4 protein-coding genes and 1 pseudogene are annotated in these 19,366 nt (G+C 63.0%); 4 read left to right on the top strand and 1 reads right to left on the bottom strand.

The features are described 5' to 3' along the window. The 4 genes and pseudogenes from AC1RMX_RS25220 to AC1RMX_RS25205 form a co-directional block, all read left to right on the top strand. A pseudogene (locus AC1RMX_RS25220) lies at nucleotides 1–9,480 on the top strand (non-ribosomal peptide synthetase); the annotation flags it as partial. A 75-nt stretch (nucleotides 9,481–9,555) separates the two neighbouring features. After that, the gene (locus tag AC1RMX_RS25215; RefSeq protein ID WP_493073484.1) at nucleotides 9,556–14,454 is read left to right on the top strand and encodes a non-ribosomal peptide synthetase; all 4,899 of its coding nucleotides are present in this window, start codon (nucleotides 9,556–9,558) and stop codon (nucleotides 14,452–14,454) included. 66 nt (nucleotides 14,455–14,520) lie between these two features. Next, nucleotides 14,521–15,669, top strand: coding sequence for a macrolide transporter subunit MacA (macA, locus tag AC1RMX_RS25210; RefSeq protein ID WP_096820566.1), 1,149 nt, complete (start codon nucleotides 14,521–14,523; stop codon nucleotides 15,667–15,669). A 2-nt stretch (nucleotides 15,670–15,671) separates the two neighbouring features. Beyond that, the gene (locus AC1RMX_RS25205; RefSeq protein WP_096820567.1) at nucleotides 15,672–17,630 is read left to right on the top strand and encodes a MacB family efflux pump subunit; all 1,959 of its coding nucleotides are present in this window, start codon (nucleotides 15,672–15,674) and stop codon (nucleotides 17,628–17,630) included. A gap of 64 nt (nucleotides 17,631–17,694) precedes the next feature. On the opposite strand, the gene AC1RMX_RS25200 is transcribed toward AC1RMX_RS25205, so the two are convergent. Next, nucleotides 17,695–18,468: a helix-turn-helix transcriptional regulator gene (locus tag AC1RMX_RS25200; RefSeq protein ID WP_096820710.1), complete on the bottom strand. Its 774-nt coding sequence runs from the start codon at nucleotides 18,466–18,468 to the stop codon at nucleotides 17,695–17,697. Nucleotides 18,469–19,366: the final 898 nt, after the last annotated feature.

The raw sequence follows: 19,366 nt of genomic DNA, 5'->3' as shown, positions 1-19,366 counted from the left end.
GTCGATGTGCCGGCCAATGGCATTGCACCCGGCACCACGCACATCACCCCGGCGATGCTGACCCTGGCCGAACTCGATCAGGCGGCGATCGACCGTCTGGTCGCCGGCGTGCCGGGCGGCGCGGCCAATGTGCAGGACATCTACCCGCTCGCACCGTTGCAGGAAGGCATTCTTTACCATCACGTCAGCGCCACGCAGGGTGATCCCTATGTGATGCAGGCGCATTTCGCCTTTGCCGATCGCGGGCGCTTGAGCGCTTTTGTCCAGGCTTTGCAGGCTGTGATCGATCGCCACGACATCCTACGTACGGCGGTGATCTGGGAGGGGCTGGATACGCCGCAGCAAATGGTCTGGCGTCAGGCCGAATTGCCGGTGGAAGAGATCGATGCCGAAGGCGATGCGCTGGCGTACTTGCACGAGCGTTTCGACGCCCGGGAATTCCGTATGGACGTGAGCCGGGCGCCGATGATGCGTCTGGCCCATGCGTGGGACGCCGCCGGGCAACGGGTGGTCGCGACGCTGCTGTTTCATCACATGGCGCTGGATCACTCGGCGCTCGACGTGGTGCGCCATGAGATGCGTGCGTTCCTCACGGGGCAGGGCCGTCTGCTGGGGCGGCCGGTCGCGTTTCGTGATTACGTGGCACAGGCGCGGCTGGGCGTCAGTGAAACCGAGCACGAGGCGTTCTTCCGCGACATGCTCGGCGATATCGACGAGCCGACCTTGCCGTTCGGCTTGCAGGATGTGCAGGGTGACGGGCACGGCATCACCGAGCTGAGCGTGCCGGTCGAACCGGCCTTGGGGCAGCGTTTGCGGGGGCAGGCGCGGCAGCTCGGGGTGAGCGCGGCCAGTCTGTTTCACCTGGCCTGGGCGCAGGTGCTGGCCACGCTTGCCGGCAAGCAACGTGCAGTGTTCGGCACAGTGTTGATGGGCCGTCTGCAAGGCGCCGAGGCCACCGACCGGGCGCTGGGCATTTTCATCAACACTTTGCCGGTGCGGGTGGACGTCGACACCCAGAGCGTGCGCAACGCCGTGCAGGCGACCCACGCGCGCCTGACCACGCTGATGCGTCATGAACACGCGCCGCTGGCGCTGGCCCAGCGCTGCAGCAGCGTGGCTGCGCCGACGCCGCTGTTCAGCACCTTGCTCAATTATCGCCACAGCCATGGCGCGGCATCGGCGAGTGCACAAACCCTGTCCGCATGGGAAGGCATCACCACCCTGCACTCGGAAGAGCGCACCAATTATCCGCTGACCCTGAGTATCGACGACCTGGGCGACGCCTTCAGCCTCACCTTGCTCGCCACCACTGAGGTCGATCCGCAACGGGTGTGCGATTACATGCTCGGTGCCCTGAGCGGTCTGGTGTCCGCGCTGGAGCAGGCACCGGATTCGCCGATCAGCCAGGTGCCGATCCTGCCGGACGCCGAGCGCGAGCAGATCCTGCGCGGCTTCAATGCGACCCAGGCCGACTACCCGCAAGGGCTGACCATTCATCAGCGTTTCGAGGCGCAAGTCATCGAGCGGCCGGAAGCGGTGGCGGCGGTGTTCCTCGGTGAACAAGTGACCTATGCCGAGCTGAACCAGCACGCCAATGCACTGGCCCATCATCTGATCAGCCTCGGCGTTCGCCCCGATGATCGCGTGGCCATCGTCGCCCGCCGAGGGTTGGATACGCTGGCCGGGCTGCTGGCGATTCTCAAGGCCGGAGCCGGCTACGTACCGGTTGACCCGGCGCATCCCGCCGAACGCTTGAGCTATTTGCTCAGCGACAGCGCCCCGGTGGTGGTGCTGACCCAGAGCGATCTGCGTGATCGACTGCCGACGCTGGACGTCCCGGTGATCGACCTCGACCGCCGTACCTGGCCACTGAGTCTGGCCCTCGATCCGCAGGTGCCGGGGCTGACCACAGAGCATCTGGCCTACGTGATCTACACCTCGGGCTCGACCGGTCTGCCCAAGGGCGTGATGGTCGAACACCGCACCCTGTCCAACCTCGTCGACTGGCATTGCGGCGCGTTCGATCTGTGCGCCGGCCGCCACACTTCAAGCCTTGCCGGGTTCGGCTTCGACGCCATGGCCTGGGAAGTCTGGCCGGCGCTGTGTGCCGGTGCGACCCTGCATCTGGCCCCGGCCCGCGACGGCAACGAAGACATCGATGCCTTGCTCGATTGGTGGCGCGCGCAGCCGCTGGATGTGAGCTTTTTGCCAACGCCAGTGGCCGAATACGCCTTCAGTCAAAACCTCGAACACCCGACCTTGCGCACGCTGCTGATCGGCGGGGATCGCTTGCGGCAGTTCAGCCGTCACCAGCATTTCGATGTGATCAACAACTACGGCCCGACCGAAGCCACGGTAGTGGCAACCTCGGGCAAGATCGAGGCCGGGCAGACGCTGCACATCGGTCGGCCAGTGAGCAATGCCACGGTCTATCTGCTGGATGAGCAGCAACGTCCGGTGCCCATCGGGGTGGCGGGGGAGTTGTATGTCGGTGGCGCCGGGGTTGCCCGGGGTTATCTGAACCGTCCCGAGTTGACGGCCGAACGCTTTCTCGACGATCCATTCAACAGCGGGCGCATGTACCGCACCGGTGACCTGGCGCGCTGGCAGGACGACGGCACCCTCGAATACCTGGGACGCAACGACGATCAGGTGAAAATTCGCGGCGTGCGCATTGAGCTGGGCGAGATTGAAACCCGGCTCAACCAGCTCCCCGGTATTCAGGAAGCGGTATTGCTGGCCCGTGAAGACGAGCCCGGCCAGCCGCGCCTCGTCGCCTATTACACCGAACAGGCTCAGGTCGAACCGCAACCGGTGGCTGAGCTGCGCGCCTGCCTGCTGGCGCAGTTGCCCGAATACATGGTGCCGACGGCGTTCGTACGGCTGGACATGTTGCCGCTGACCGCCAACGGCAAAGTCGACCGTAAAGCTTTGCCGGCGCCGGACCGCGCGGCGCTGTTCACCCGTCATTACGAAGCACCGCAAGGCGAACTGGAAACCGCGTTGGCGCGGATCTGGGGGGAAGTGCTGCAGGTCGAACGTGTCGGGCGGCGTGACCACTTTTTCGAGCTGGGTGGCCACTCGCTGCTGGCGATGCGCATGGTGTCTCAGGTTCGCCAACGCCTGGGCGTCGAGCTGGCGCTTAGTGAACTGTTTGCCAATGCCGAGCTGTCAGCGGTCGCAGAAGTGCTGGCCCAGGCCGGGCGCAGTTCGCAACCGGCGATGGTGCCGGTGCCTCGTGACGGCGCGCTGCCGCTGTCGTTCGCCCAGCAACGGCTGTGGTTTCTGGCGCGGATGGAAGGGGTCAACACCGCCTACAACATTCCGTTGGGGCTGCGCCTGCGCGGTGATCTCGACGAGGCGGCGCTGCAACAGGCACTGGCCCGGATCGTCGACCGCCACGAAACCCTGCGCAGCCGTTTTGTCCCGCACAACGATGAGGTGCAGGTGATGATTGCGCCGGTCGACAGCGGCATGCTGCTGCGGGTCGAGGATCTGCGTCAGCATCCACACGCCGACGAAGCCTTGCAGGCGTTGATCCGTGAACAGGCCTCGACCCCGTTCGATTTGCAGAACGATCCGTTGATTCGCGGGCGTCTGGTCCGGCTGGCCGACGATCACCATGTGTTGCTACTGACCTTGCACCACATCATCTCCGATGGCTGGTCGATGGGCGTGCTGACCCGTGAACTGATGGCGCTGTATCAGGCTTACAGCCATGGCGAGGCCGATCCGCTGCCGCCACTGGCGCTGCAATACGCCGACTACGCGACCTGGCAACGGCGCTGGTTGAGCGGTGAAGTGCTGCAGCGTCAGAGTGATTACTGGCAGCAGAATCTGGCGGGGGCCCCGACCTTGCTGGTGCTGCCAACCGACCGTCCGCGTCCGGCGCAACAGGATTACACCGGCAGCAGCGTCGAGTTCCGGTTGGACGAGCCACTGAGCGCCGGGCTCAAGGCGCTGAGCCAGCGGCACGGCGTAACGATGTACATGACGATGGTGAGCGCCTGGGCACTGTTGCTCAGTCGTTTGTCCGGCCAGTCAGACGTTGTGATTGGCTCGCCGATTGCCAACCGTGGCCGCGCGGAAATCGAAGGGCTGATCGGGTTGTTCATCAATACCCTGGCCCTGCGGATCGATACATCCGGTGGGCTCAGCGTCGAGGCGTTGCTGGCCCGGGTCAAGGCTTGCACGCTGCAAGCCCAGGCCCATCAGGACTTGCCGTTCGAGCAGGTGGTGGAAGTCACCCGGCCGGCGCGCAGTCTTTCCCACAGTCCGTTGTTCCAGACCACCCTGAGCTGGGAAAACAGCGTGGGGCCGGATCTGGCGCTGGGTGATCTGGCGCTGGAAAGCGTGGCCGGTCCGGCTCGGTTTGCCAAGTTCGACCTGTCACTGACCCTGGGTGAAACCCGCAGCGGAATTCGCGGAGCGCTGGAATACGCCACGGCGTTGTTCGATGAATCGACGATCCAGCGTTATGTCGGCTACTTCCAGCAACTGCTGCATGCAATGGTCACCAACGATCAGGCGGAGCTGGAACAGCTCGATATGGTTCAGGCCCACGAGCGTGAACAGTTGCTCGTCACGTTCAACGACACGCACACGGCGTTTGTGTCGGGGCTGACCATTGCGCAGCGATTCGAGGCACAAGTGATCGAGCGGCCCGAGGCGGTTGCGGCGGTCAGTCAGGGGCAGGCGTTGTCCTTTGGCGAGCTGAACCGACAGGCCAACACTCTGGCTCACCACCTGATCGGGCTGGGCGTTCGCCCTGATGATCGCGTGGCCATCGTCGCCCGGCGCGGGCTGGAAACGCTGGTCGGGCTGGTGGCCATTCTCAAGGCCGGCGCCGGTTATGTGCCGGTGGATCCGGCGCACCCGGCGGAGCGTTTGCACTATCTGCTGAGCGACAGTGCGCCCGTGGCGGTGCTGTGCCTGAGTGATTTGCGTGAACGCTTGCCGGCGCTTGATGTACCGGTGATCGATCTGGATTTGCGTACCTGGCCGGACAACGAGACCGGCAATCCGCAGGTGTCTGGCATGACCAGCGAACACCTGGCCTACGTCATCTACACCTCGGGCTCCACCGGTTTGCCCAAGGGCGTCATGGTCGAACACCACACACTGAGCAACCTCGTCGATTGGCATTGCAAGGCGTTCGACCTGTGCGCCGGGCGCCACACCTCGAGCCTCGCGGGATTCGGCTTCGACGCCATGGCCTGGGAAGTCTGGCCGGCCTTGTGTGCCGGCGCGACCCTGCATCTGGCACCGGCCCGTGACGGCAGCGAAGACGTGGACGCGTTGCTCGACTGGTGGCGCGCACAGCCGCTGGACGTGAGCTTCTTGCCGACACCGGTGGCCGAATACGCCTTCAGCCAGAACCTTGAACACCCGACCCTGCGCACGCTGCTGATCGGCGGCGACCGTTTGCGTCAGTTCAACTGCCATCAGTCGTTCGATGTGGTCAACAACTACGGCCCGACCGAGGCCACGGTGGTCGCCACCTCGGGCATTGTCGAGGCGGGGCAGGCGCTGCACATCGGCAAACCGATCGCCAACGCGACGGTGTACCTGCTCGATGAACAGCAGCGCCCGGTACCTGTCGGCGTGGCGGGGGAGCTGTATGTGGGTGGCGCCGGTGTGGCCCGGGGCTACCTGAATCGTGCGGATCTGACCGAAGAACGCTTCCTGCGTGACCCGTTCAATCACGGCCGGATGTACCGCACAGGTGATCTGGCGCGCTGGCGCGCCGACGGCTCTATCGAGTACCTGGGGCGCAACGACGATCAGGTGAAAATTCGCGGCGTGCGTGTCGAACTGGGCGAAATCGAAACCCGCCTGAATCAGTTGCTCGGCATCCAGGAAGCGGTGCTGGTGGCCCGCGAAGACGAACCCGGCCAGGTACGGCTGGTGGCGTATTTCACCGAGCAGGCACAGGTCGAGCCGTTGGCCGTGGCCGAACTGCGGGCGCACCTGTTGACCCAGTTGCCGGAATACATGGTGCCGGCGGCCTTCGTCAGACTCGACGCGCTGCCGCTGACCGCCAACGGCAAGGTCGACCGCAAGGCCTTGCCAGTGCCGGATCGCAGCGCCTTGTTCACCCGCGACTATCAAGCACCGCAAGGTGAACTGGAAACCACTCTGGCGCAGATCTGGGCCGACGTGCTGCAAGTTGAGCAGGTCGGACGTCAGGATCACTTTTTCGAACTGGGCGGCCACTCGTTGCTGGCGATGCGCATGCTGTCACAGGTGCGCCAGCGGCTGGGGGTGGAACTGACGCTCGCTGAGCTGTTCGCCAATGCCGAGCTGGCAGCGGTCGCCGAGGTGCTGGCCCAGGCTGGACGCTGCACGCAACCGGCGATCATGCCGGCGCCGCGTGACGGCGCGCTGCCGTTGTCGTTCGCCCAGCAACGGTTGTGGTTCATGGCGCAACTGGAAGGCGCCAACACCGCCTACAACATTCCCCTCGGCCTGCGCCTGCGCGGTCGCCTCGACGAAACCGCTCTGCAACGAGCACTGGCGCGGATCGTTGAGCGTCACGAAACCCTGCGCAGCCGCTTCGCCCAGTTCAACGATGAAGCCCAGGTGCTGATCGCGCCGCTCGACAGCGGTGTGCTGCTGCGGGTCGAAGATTTGCGCCACCACCCGCAGGCCGATGACGCCTTGCTCGCGCTGATTCAGGGTGAAGCCTCGGGGCCGTTCGATTTGCAGGACGATCCGTTGATTCGCGGGCGTCTGGTGCGACTCGCCGATGATCATCATGTGTTGCTGCTGACCCTGCACCACATCATCTCCGATGGCTGGTCGATGGGCGTCCTGACCCGTGAATTGATGGCGCTGTATCAGGCGTTCAGCCATGGCGAGGTCGATCCGCTACCGCCGTTGGCGTTGCAATACACCGATTACGCCGTGTGGCAGCGCCGCTGGTTGAGCGGTGAAGTCTTGCAGCGTCAGAGCGATTTCTGGCAGCAGACCCTGGCCGGTGCGCCGGCCTTGCTGATGTTGCCGACCGACCGTCCACGCCCGGCCCAGCAGGATTACGCCGGCAGCAGTGTCGACATCCGGCTGGATGAGCGTTTGAGCGCCGAGCTCAAGGCGCTGTGTCAACGCCACGGCGTGACGCCTTACATGGCGGTGATGAGTGCGTGGGCGATGTTGCTCGGTCGCTTGTCCGGGCAGTCGGACGTAGTGATCGGTTCGCCCGTCGCCAACCGCAACCGGGCGGAAATCGAAGGGTTGATCGGGTTGTTCGTCAACACGCTCGCCGTGCGCATCGAGACCTCGGGGGCGCTGAGCGTCGAGGCGCTGCTGGCGCGGGTCAAGGCGTCCACGCTTGAGGCGCAGGCTCATCAGGATCTGCCGTTCGAACAGGTGGTGGAAATCACCCGGCCGGTGCGCAGCCTGTCCCACAGCCCGTTGTTCCAGACATTGTTGAGCTGGGACAGCGGCAGCGGTGCGACCCTGGCTCTCGGTGACCTGACGCTGGAAGGCGTGGCCGAGCCGAGCCACTTTGCCAAGTTCGATCTGTCGCTGACGTTGGGTGAGGCGCAAGGCGTGATCCGGGGTTCGCTGGAATACGCTACGGCGCTGTTCGATGAATCGACGGTTCAGCGTTATGCCGGTTACTTGCAGCAGTTGTTGCAGGCCATGGTCAGCAACGATCAGGCGTTGCTGGAGCAGGTCGATGTGCTGGCGGAGGATGAGCGTCGGCACTTGCTGCATGACTTCAATGCCACTGACGTTGATTACGATCTGGAGCAGAGCATCCACGGTCTGTTCGAAGCGCAGGTCTTGCGCACGCCGCAGGCGGTGGCGGTGCTCTCAGGCGAACAGCGGCTGAGCTATGCCGAGCTGAACGCTCGGGCCAACCGTTTGGCGCATCACCTGCGCGGACTGGGCGTTGGCCCGGATGCGCGGGTGGCGATCTGCGTCGAGCGGGGGCTGGAGATGGTGGTCGGGTTGCTGGCGATTCTGAAGGCCGGCGGCGGTTATGTGCCGCTGGATCCGGCGTATCCGCTGGAGCGTCTGGCTTACATGCTGGAGGACAGTGCACCGTTGGCGGTGCTGGTGCAGGGTTCGAGCCGCGAACTGTTGGGTGAGGTGTCGGTGCCGGTGGTCGATCTGGATCACGACACCTGGCAATCGCTGTCGGCCGAAAACCTTTCTGTTGATGGACTGACCCCGCAACTCACGGCTTACGTGATCTACACCTCCGGTTCCACCGGCCAGCCGAAAGGTGTGATCAACGAGCATTCAGGGGTGGTCAACCGCTTGCTGTGGATGCAGGACGCTTATCGCCTGACGGCTGAGGACGTGGTGCTGCAGAAAACCCCGTTCAGTTTCGACGTCTCGGTCTGGGAGTTCTTCTGGCCGTTGATGACCGGCGCCCGACTGGTGATGGCGCGTCCGGGCGGCCACAAGGATCCGCTCTATCTGAGTGAAGTGATCGAGCGCGAGCAGATCACTACGCTGCACTTCGTACCGTCGATGCTCGACGTGTTCCTCGCCCATGGCGAGACCGCGCGTTGCCACGGTTTGCGTCAGGTGATGTGCAGCGGTGAAGCGTTGCCGGGCAGTCTGGTACGGCGCTTCAAGCAGCAATTGCCGGGCAGTGGTTTGCACAACCTGTACGGCCCGACCGAAGCGGCAGTGGACGTTACTGCATGGGATTGCGCCGGGCCCATCGACACCACGCCGGACAACACGCCCATCGGCAAACCGATCGCCAACACCCGCATGTACATCCTCGATGCCCAGCAACAACCGGTGCCGCAAGGCGTGGTCGGCGAGCTGTACATCGGCGGGGTGCAAGTGGCGCGGGGTTACCTGAACCGTCCTGACCTCAGCGCCGAACGTTTCCTGAACGATCCATTCCAGCCGAACGGCCGGATGTATCGCACCGGCGACGTCGCCCGTTATCTGGCCGATGGCAACATCGAATACCTGGGCCGCAACGACGATCAGGTGAAGATCCGTGGCCTGCGCATCGAACTGGGCGAAATCCAGTCACGCCTGACCGACATCGGCGGTGTGCAGGAAGCGGCGGTGCTGGCCCGCGAAGACGTGCCGGGAGACAAACGCCTGGTGGCCTATTACACCGGCGCCCGTCTGGAAATCGACCTGCTGCGCAGTCAACTGCTGGAGCACCTGCCGGATTACATGGTGCCGGCGGTATTCGTGCACCTGGATGCGCTGCCGCTGAGCCCCAACGGCAAACTCGACCGCAAGGCCTTGCCGATGCCGGATCAGGCCTCGGTGATCACTCGCGAGTACGAAGCGCCCGTCGGCGAGGTGGAAAATCTCCTCGCAGGGTTGTGGGCCGAACTGCTCAAGGTGGAGCGAGTAGGGCGCCACGACAACTTCTTCGAACTGGGCGGACACTCGCTGATGGCCGTCAACCTGGTGGCGCGGATGCGCCACGTCGGGCTGACGGCTGATGTGCGTGTGCTGTTCAGCCAGCCGACGCTCGCCGCACTGGCCGCCGCGGTCGGCGATGAGACGGAGAGCGAAATCCCGGCCAACCGGATTGCACCGGACTGCAAACACATCACCCCGGACATGCTGCCACTGGTTGCACTGGATCAGCCCGCCATCGACCGCATCGTTGCCAGCATTCCCGGCGGCGCAGCGAACGTGCAGGACATTTATCCGTTGGCGCCGTTGCAGGCCGGCATTCTGTTCCATCACTTGTCGGCACCCCAGGGCGATCCGTATGTGTTGCAGGCGCAGTTCGCCTTTGCCAATGAGTCACGCCTGAGGGTGTTCGCTGAAGCCTTGCAGGCCGTGATCGAGCGCCATGACATCCTGCGCACGTCGCTGTTCTGGGACGGTCTGCAAGAGCCGGTACAAGTGGTCTGGCGTCAGGCGTCGCTGGTGTGTGAAACGGTGGAGCTGGATGCTGGCGAAACTGATGCACTCGATCAGTTGCGCAGTCGGTTCGATACCCGGCAATACCGCATGGCCGTCACACAGGCGCCATTGATGCGGGTGGTGCACGGCTGGGACGCGGTCAATCGGCGCGTGGTGGCGCTGCTGCTGTTCCATCACCTGGTCATGGACCACATTGCGCTCGAGGTTCTACGCCACGAGATGCAGGCAGTCCTGCTCGGCCAGGTTCGGCAACTGGCCGAACCGGTGCCGTATCGCACTTATGTCGCCCGTACTCGCTCGGGGCTGAGCGAAGAGGAACATGAGACGTTCTTCCGTGACATGCTCGGCGATATCGACGAACCGACCCTGCCGTATGGCCAGAGTTCTGTCGCGGACAGCGGTAACGGGCATGCGCAGCGGCTGCTGAACACTGCGCTGAGCCAGCGGGTCAGGGCCAAGGCCAGGCGCCTGGGCATCAGCGCCGCCAGCCTGATGCACCTGGCCTGGGCCAGCGTGCTGGGGCAACTGTCGGGGCGTGAAAACGTGGTGTTCGGCACCGTCATGCTCGGCCGGTTGCACGGCGGTGAAGGTGCCGAACGGGCGCTGGGCGTGTTCATCAACACGCTGCCGCTGCGCATCGATCTGGACGGGCAATCGGTGAAAGAAGCGGCGCTGGCAACCCATCAGCGCTTGAACCGCTTGCTGCATCACGAACACGCGCCGCTGGCGCTGGTGCAACGTTGCAGCGCCATGGCCCCGGGGTCGCCGCTGTTCAATGCGTTGTTCAATTACCGCCACAGTGGCGGCGGGGGCACGCCGTCCGACGAGGTCGTGGCGGCGTGGCAGGGCATGCAGTTGCTCGATGCCGAAGAACACAGCAACTACCGCCTGAGCCTGAGCGTCGATGACCTGGGCGAAGACTTCAGCCTGACCGCGTTGACCACGTCCGGGATCGACGCCGAGCGGATCTGCGACTACATGGATCTTGCGGTCGACAGCTTGTTGCAGGCGCTGGAGCGGACGCCGCAACTGGGCATCGATCAGTTGTCGATCCTGCCGCGGGATGAGCGGCGGCAACTGCTGGTCGAGCTCAATGCCACTCAACGGGATTACCCGGCGACGTTGACGGTTCATCGTCTGTTTGAACAGCAGGTGACGAAGCATCCGCAAGCGGTGGCAGCCGTGCATGGTGCGCAATCGCTGAGCTACTTTGAGTTGAATGAGCGGGCCAATCGCCTGGCCCATCACTTGATCGGCCAAGGTGTGCAACCGGGCGATCACGTGGCGATCCTGCTGCCACGCTCGCTGGATCTGCTGATCGCGCAACTGGCCATCGGCAAGTGCGCGGCGGCGTATGTGCCGCTGGACATCAACGCGCCGGCCGAGCGTCAGGCGTTCATGGTCGAGGACTGCGGGGCGAAAGCGCTGTTGACCTTCAGCACTGAAACGGTTGATTACGCCGTACGCCGGATCGATCTGGATGTGCTGAAGCTTGATGCGCAACCGACGCACAACCCCGACTTGCCACAGTCCTCGGAGTCCTTGGCTTACATCATGTACACCTCCGGTTCCACCGGCACGCCGAAAGGGGTGATGGTGCCGCACCGGGCCATCGGTCGGCTGGTGATCAATAACGGCTACGCCGATTTCAATCCGCAGGACCGTGTGGCGTTTACCTCCAACCCGGCATTCGATGCCAGCACCATGGACGTCTGGGGACCGCTGCTCAACGGTGGGCGCGTAGTAGTGATTGATCACGCGACCTTGCTCGATCCACTTGCGTTCGGGCGTGAGCTGGCCAACACCGGTGCGACGATCCTGTTCGTCACCACCGCACTGTTCAACCAGTACGTGCAACTGATCCCCGAGGCCCTCAAAGGCCTGCGCATGGTGTTGTGCGGTGGCGAACGCGCCGATCCGGCGGCCTTCCGCCGCTTGCTCGCCGAGGCGCCGGACCTGCGCATCGTTCACTGCTACGGCCCGACCGAAACCACTACCTACGCGACTACTTTCGAAGTGCGCGAAGTGGCGGACGATGCCGACAGCGTGCCGATTGGCGGCCCGATCTCCAACACCCAGGTCTATGTACTCGATGCCCGCCAGCAACCGGTACCGATGGGCGTCACCGGCGAGTTGTACATCGGCGGGCAAGGCGTGGCGCTGGGTTACCTCAATCGCCCGGACCTGACCGCCGAGAAATTCCTGCAAGACCCGTTCGGCGATCAACCGGGCGCGTTGCTGTACCGCACCGGCGACCTCGCACGCTGGCTCGCACCGGGGCAACTGGAATGTATCGGTCGTAACGACGATCAGGTGAAGATTCGCGGCTTCCGTATCGAACTGGGGGAAATCGAAAATCGTCTGTTGAACTGTGAAGGAGTGAAGGAGGTCATTGTGTTGGCCCGTCAGGACGGCCAGGAACCGCTGCGTCTAGTCGCGTACTTCACCGCTGAAGAGGGCATCAACAGCGCCAGCCTGCGCGGTCAATTGCAAGCACGTCTGCCGGAATACATGGTGCCGTCGGCCTGGGTGCAGCTCGACGCGTTGCCGCTGAACAACAATGGCAAGGTCGACCGCAAGGCGTTGCCAGTTCCGGCGCAGGACGCACTGCTCAGTCGTACCTATGAAGCCCCGGCCAATCCGCTCGAGGAATCTCTGGCGCTGTTGTGGGCCGAGGTGTTGCAGGTCGAGCAGGTTGGTCGTCACGACAACTTCTTCGAGCTGGGCGGGCATTCGTTGCTGGCGATTCGTCTGGTCAACCTGATGCAGCAGAACGGCCTGGAGGTGACGCTGGCCGAGCTGTTCCAGCACGCCAGCATCGAGTCGCTCGGCACGTTGCTCAGCCAGCGCACAGGCGCAGAACAGCAGGATGACGGGCTGGTCGTGGTGCGGGCTGGTGGCGCAGATACGCCGTTGTTCCTGATGCATGAGTTCAGCGGGATGGACGCTTACTTCCCGGCGCTGGGCCTGCATATCGAGGGCGATTTCCCGATCTACGGGCTGCCGGGCATTCCGTTCGGCAAGGCACCGCTGCGCACCATGGAATGTATGGCGGCGCGCATGGTGGAGATCATCCGTTCGGTGCAGCCGCAAGGGCCTTATCGTCTGGCCGGCTGGTCGTTTGGCGGAGTGCTGGCCTATGAAGTGGCGATGCAGTTGCTCGGCATGGATGAGACGGTAGCGTTCGTTGGCCTGATCGACAGTTTCGTGCCGCGTCTGACCGATCAGGGCAAGGCGCGCTGGAGCGACGAGCATGCGCACAAGCGCCAGTTGTTGCAGCACTGCACGATGTACCAGGCCTCTCTTGGCGACGCGGGACAAGCCGCGCTGGCGCGTCTGGCGGTGTTGCAGACCGAGCTGGAGCAGATCGACTTCCAGCCGCTGTTGCAGCGCTGCCGGGAGGAGCAATTGCTGCACCCGGACATGGCCGCCGCCGCGCCTCAAGACCTCTGGCACTACCTCGACCGTGAGGTCGCCCACGGGCATGCGCTGGCGCATTACCGGATCAATCCATTGGGCTTGCCGCTGCACTTGTTCCGGGCGCAGGAGCATCCGACAGAGCTGTCTCGTCGTCATCCGACCCTGGGCTGGGCGGACGAGGTGCCGGCCACGCTCCTGCATTGCATCGACGTGCCGGGCGATCACCAGAGCATGATGCAGGCACCGCATGTGCACGTGCTCGGTCAGGCGCTCAGTCAGGCATTGCAGGCGTCGGCGATGGTCGAATCCCGGGCGTATCAGCCGTTGTTGACGATCCAGACCGGCTACACCGGGCACGCGCCGATTTTCTGTGTGCCGGGGGCCGGTGACAGTGTCACCGGGTTTATCCATCTGACCGAGGCGCTGGGGCCGGAGTGGCCGATTTACGGGCTGCAACCCCGAGGCCTAGACGGCGCGACGGTGCCGCACAGTCGGGTCGAAAGTGCCGCCACGTTCTACCTGCGGGCGCTTGAGCAGTTGTACCCGCAAGGGCCGGTGCATCTGATCGGGCATTCGTTCGGTGGCTGGGTGGCGTACGCCATGGCGGCGCAGTTGCAGGCTGCGGGGCGCGAAGTGGCGTCCCTGACCCTGATCGACAGCGAATCGCCGGGCGGCAACAGCGTGGTGGGCAAGCCTTACACCACCACGGCAGCGCTGCTGCGACTGATCGAGTCGCTGCAACTGTCCAGCGGCAAGTCTTTGGGCATCGATGCGCTGGCCTTCGCCGAAGCTGACGACACCACGCAAATGCGCCTGCTGCATGACGGGATGGTGCACGCGGGTGTGCTGTCTGAACGTGCGTCAACCGATGCGATGCAGGGCCCGGTGCGCACGTTCGCCACCGCGCTGCGCACGGTCTATCGACCGGCTCTGGCCTACACCGGGGCGGTGCGCCTGGCGCTGGTGGACGACCCGACGCTGGACGCCTCGGGCAATCAGCGCGAACAGGTTGCAATGCTCGAAGGCTGGCAGCGCGAGGCCAGGGATCTGGCGGTGTGGTACGGCCCTGGCAACCACTTCACGATTCTCAAGGCGCCCAACGTCTTCAGTCTTGCGGCGTGGTGGCATGACGGGTTGACGGTGGCGGCTGGCCAAGTGTTGTCCTGATTGAAGTCTTTATCCTGGAACCCGGCGATTGGCCGGGCTCAACCCTGAACGGAATTGTGGTCATTTATGGAACAGTCGAAGTTGCGCAAAGTCGGTCTGGGAATCGCGTTGACGCTGGTGGCCGGGTTGGTGTTCTACACGGTGCAGGCGCCGGCCGAAGCACCGCAATACCTGACCGCCACGGTCGAACGCGGTGACATTGAAAACGCGGTGCTGGCCACCGGATTGCTGGAGGGCATCAAGCAGGTGGACGTCGGTGCCCAGGTCTCGGGGCAGTTGAAGTCGCTCAAGGTCAAGGTCGGCGACAAGGTCAAGAAAGGCCAGTGGCTGGCGGAAATCGACCCGTTGGTGCTGCAGAACACCCTGCGTCAGGCTCAGGTCGATGAGGAAAACCTGCAAGCCCAGCGCCGGGCGACTCAGGCTCAGGTCAGGCAGACCAAGGCGATCTACGAGCGTTATCAGAATCTGCAGGAGGACGCCTCGATCTCGCGTCAGGATTTTGAAACCGCGCAATCGAACTACGAAGTGCAGCAAGCCAATCTGTTGTCGCTGGATGCGCAAATCAAGAGCGCGCATATCCAGATCGACACCGCCAAGGTCAATCTGGCCTACACGCGGATCGTCGCGCCCATCGACGGCGACGTCGTGGGCATCGTGACTCAGGAAGGCCAGACCGTGATCGCCAACCAACTGGCGCCGATCCTGCTGAAACTGGCGGATCTGGACACCATGACCGTCAAGGCTCAGGTGTCGGAGGCGGATGTCATACACATCGCGCCGGGGCAGGAGGTGTATTTCACCATTCTGGGCGAGGACAAGCGTTATTACGGCAAGCTGCGCGGCACTGAGCCGGCGCCGCAGAACTTCCTCGAAACCCCGCCCGCCGGCACGCCGAAACAGAACACGGCGGTGTTCTACAACGCGCTGTTCGAGGTGCCGAACCCCGATCACCGCTTGCGCATTTCCATGACGGCCCAGGTGCGGGTGGTGCTCGACACCGCCAAATCGGTGTTGACGATTCCGGTGGCCGCGTTGGGCCCGCGCAACAACGATGGCAGTTTTCCGGTGCGGGTGCTGGACGCCAAGGGCCAGGCGCAGTCGCGCAATGTGCAGACCGGGATCAACAACAACGTCAAGGTGCAGGTCAACGGTGGTCTGGCCGAAGGCGACCGGGTGGTGATCGGTGATCCGGTGTCGAAAGTGGCAGGGGCATGAGCATGACCGAACCTCTGCTGCAACTGACCGGCATCAGCCGCAGTTTCACCGCGGGCGACCGTGAATTTCTGGCGCTGAAGAACATCGACCTGACGATCAATGCCGGGGAAATGGTGGCGATCATCGGTGCCTCGGGCTCCGGCAAATCAACCCTGATGAACCTCCTCGGCTGCCTCGACTACGCCACGGCCGGCAGCTACAAGATCAACGGCCGGGAAACCCGCGACCTGGATAATCAGGCGCTGGCCGAACTGCGCCGCGACTATTTCGGTTTCATCTTCCAGCGCTACCACCTGCTGCCGCATCTGAGTGCGATGCACAACGTCGAAATGCCGGCGATCTACGCCGGCACACCGGAACCGCAGCGTCATGCCCGGGCCCGTGAGCTGTTGGCACGGCTGGGGCTGGAAGGGCACCTGACTCATCGTCCGAGCCAACTGTCGGGCGGTCAGCAGCAGCGCGTCAGTATCGCCCGGGCCTTGATGAACGGCGGCGAAGTGATCCTCGCCGATGAACCGACCGGCGCACTCGACACCACCAGCGGCAAAGAGGTGATGCGTATTCTGCTGGAGCTGCACGCCGCCGGGCACACGGTGATTCTGGTGACCCACGACCCCAAGGTCGCGGCCAACGCCGAGCGCATCATCGAAGTCAGCGACGGCGAAATCCTCAGCGACCGCCGCAACGAGCGCGACACCACGGCGCTGACCAATGAGGACGCAGTGCCGCCCAAGTCCACGGCGGCGCGGCGTCTGGTGGCCAGCCTCGGGTTGTTCAAGGAAGCGTTCAACATGGCCTGGGTCGCGCTGATCTCCCATCGGATGCGCACCTTGCTGACCATGCTCGGGATCGTCATCGGCATCACCTCGGTGGTGTCGATTTCGGCCATCGGCGAAGGGGCCAAGCGCTATGTCTTGAAAGACATCCAGGCCATCGGCAGCAACACCATCGATATCTATTCCGGCACCAGTTTCGGCGACAGCCGCTCGGCGGCCATCGAAACCCTGGTGCCGGCGGATGTGACGGCGCTCAATCAGCTGTACTACGTCGACAGCGCCACGCCGGTGGTCGGGCGCAATCTGTTGCTGCGTTACCGCAACATCGACCTCGATGCGCAGGTCAACGGCGTCAGCGATCTGTACTTCCAGGTGCGCGGGATCAAGATGGAGTCGGGCATCCCGTTCAGCGAAAGCGATGCAAGGCGTCAGGCGCAAGTGGTGGTGATCGATCACAACACCCGCCATCGATTGTTCGGCGAAGGGGTTGATCCGCTGGGGCAGGTGATCCTGATCGGTAACCTGCCGTGCACCGTGATCGGTGTGGCGGCGGAGAACAAGAACATCTTCTCGTCGAGCAAGTCGCTCAACGTCTGGGTGCCCTATGAAACCGCCGCCGGCCGACTGCTGGGCCAGCGTTACCTGGACAGCATCAGTGTGCGGATCAAGGACGGCCAGCCGAGCAAGGTAGTGGAAGACAACGTCAACAAGCTGATGCTGCAACGCCACGGCACCAAGGATTTCTTCACCAATAACCTCGACAGCGTGATGCAGACCGTACAGAAAACCAGCCGCTCTCTGGCCTTGTTGCTGTCGCTGATTGCGGTGATTTCACTGGTCGTGGGCGGCATCGGCGTGATGAACATCATGCTGGTGTCGGTCACCGAGCGTACCCGTGAAATCGGCATCCGCATGGCGGTCGGGGCTCGGCAGTCGGACATTCGCCAGCAGTTTCTGGTGGAGGCGGTGATGGTCTGCCTGCTGGGTGGCGCCATCGGTATCTCGTTGAGTTACGCCATCGGCCACCTGTTCTCGCTGTTCATCAAGGAATGGGAAATGGTGTTTTCGCTGACCTCGGTGCTCACTGCTGTGCTTTGCTCGACCCTGATCGGTATCGTGTTCGGCTTCGTGCCGGCGCGCAATGCGTCGCGGCTCGATCCGATCGAGGCGTTGGCCCGGGATTGAAACGGGTGCAAAAAAAACCGCCGTCCTTTGCAGGAGGGCGGTTTCGTTACAGGCGTGTGAACCGTCAGGCCGCGTTCGACGGGCCGCAGGCTGCGGGGCAGTCCTTTGGCGAGTACATCCAGCGCATCAGCGAGTGACGGCCGCTGATACCCAGTTTGATCGCGGCGCGTTTGAGGTAGCTCTCCACGGTGTTGACCTTCAGTTGCAACTGCTCGGCCAGTTCTGGCGCGGTGCGCCCGGCGAGCAGGCCGACACACACTTCCATCTCGCGGTTCGACAGGCTCAGCCCCAGTTGCTCCACGCGCTCGCAAAAGCGCAGGCGCAGGGTTTCCAGGCCCAGCAGGGTTGAATCCGATTGCTCCTGAGATTGTCCCTGGGCGTCAGTGTTCGCCGGTTGCAGGGCGTTGATGTGTTTCTCGACCATCGGCAGCAGCACTGGAGAAATGTCCTGCAACAAACTGCGCTCGTGGGCGGAAAAGCGTTTTGACGGGCCGCATCGGTAGACCGATATCACATAGCGGTAACCGTCCTTGCGCCGGGTCAGATGCAATTGCGAGGCGTCGGTGACCGTCGAGGGTTCGGGAGTGGGCAATTCATTGGCACTCGGCAGAGTGCTCAACTCGGAATACACCGTTTCAGCCAGCAAGGATGCTTCCTTGACGCATTCGGGCTCACTGCGCGGCTGTGCGCGTCCGACCGGTTCCACGCGCATCTGCCGGATGTGCGTGGCGTCCACCGCCAGTTGGGTCAGGATCAGGTCGTGCAGCATCCGTGGGAAATGTCGGCTGCCAGTGCTGGCGATGACCTTGCCAATGTGAGGAAACAGCTGTGAGTTCATGTCGTTCATCCATGAGTTGCAGTGTGGTACTCGTGTTCCTGAACCACCGGAAAACAGCTCCATGCCCGGCGACAGCGAATCAGGAAATTGGATCCTATCCTAGTACAACGTTTCAGCGACGGTTTAATGAAGGGGCTATTAGCTCATAACTGACGGTGAGGGGGATGTCGGGATGACAGGTGTCAGCGAAATGCCTTACAGCTGAGTAGGGATGTTTTTATAAAAATCATACAAGTGACAGTATTTAAAAACAAAAAAAGCCCGTTTCAGCCGAAGCCAAAACGGGCTTTTTCCCTCATAGACAACCGTTACTTCAGGTTGTCAAAGTGGTCTCGCAGGAACTCGTAAAAGCGAAACGCTTGAAACGATCTCCATACGAGGCTCAGCGTACGCAGCAAAAGCTTCATACGTTTTGGCCTCCAGGTCGGGGGCCAAACCTCCAGCGCACTTACCGGACCATGTGTGCCTTCGGACATAAATGTCAGTTCTGTCCATGAGGCGGCCGGTTGTGATCCCTCCGAGCCATCATTCCGGCACGGGTGCAAAACCGTGTCGAAGGGCATGAAACCGTTATGGTTCCAGCCAAACCTCACGGATGTACTGGCGAGTGAGCGCTGGCATATTAACCTGTCTTGCGGCGGGATCTTGAGGATCCTGGATATAGATTCGGTATGTTTTGTAATTCGTTATTTCTGTCAGTATGTTTTGGGATGGTAAACGTCAACCAACGTCTTCCTTGTCTTCGGATAGCACGCAAAATAACGTTGCAACGAAGAAAAAAGATTAATAGTATTCCGGCACGTCAGTTCTGTCCGTGAGACACAACAGGCCCCAGCCGCAAACTGAGGCCTACCGAAAAACCGCCCCGCAAAGGCGGTTTTTTTTCGCCCATCGTTTG

Source organism: Pseudomonas sp. GW822-FHT03F04, from assembly GCF_058801405.1.
This window is presented reverse-complemented; position numbering and strand designations above follow the sequence as displayed.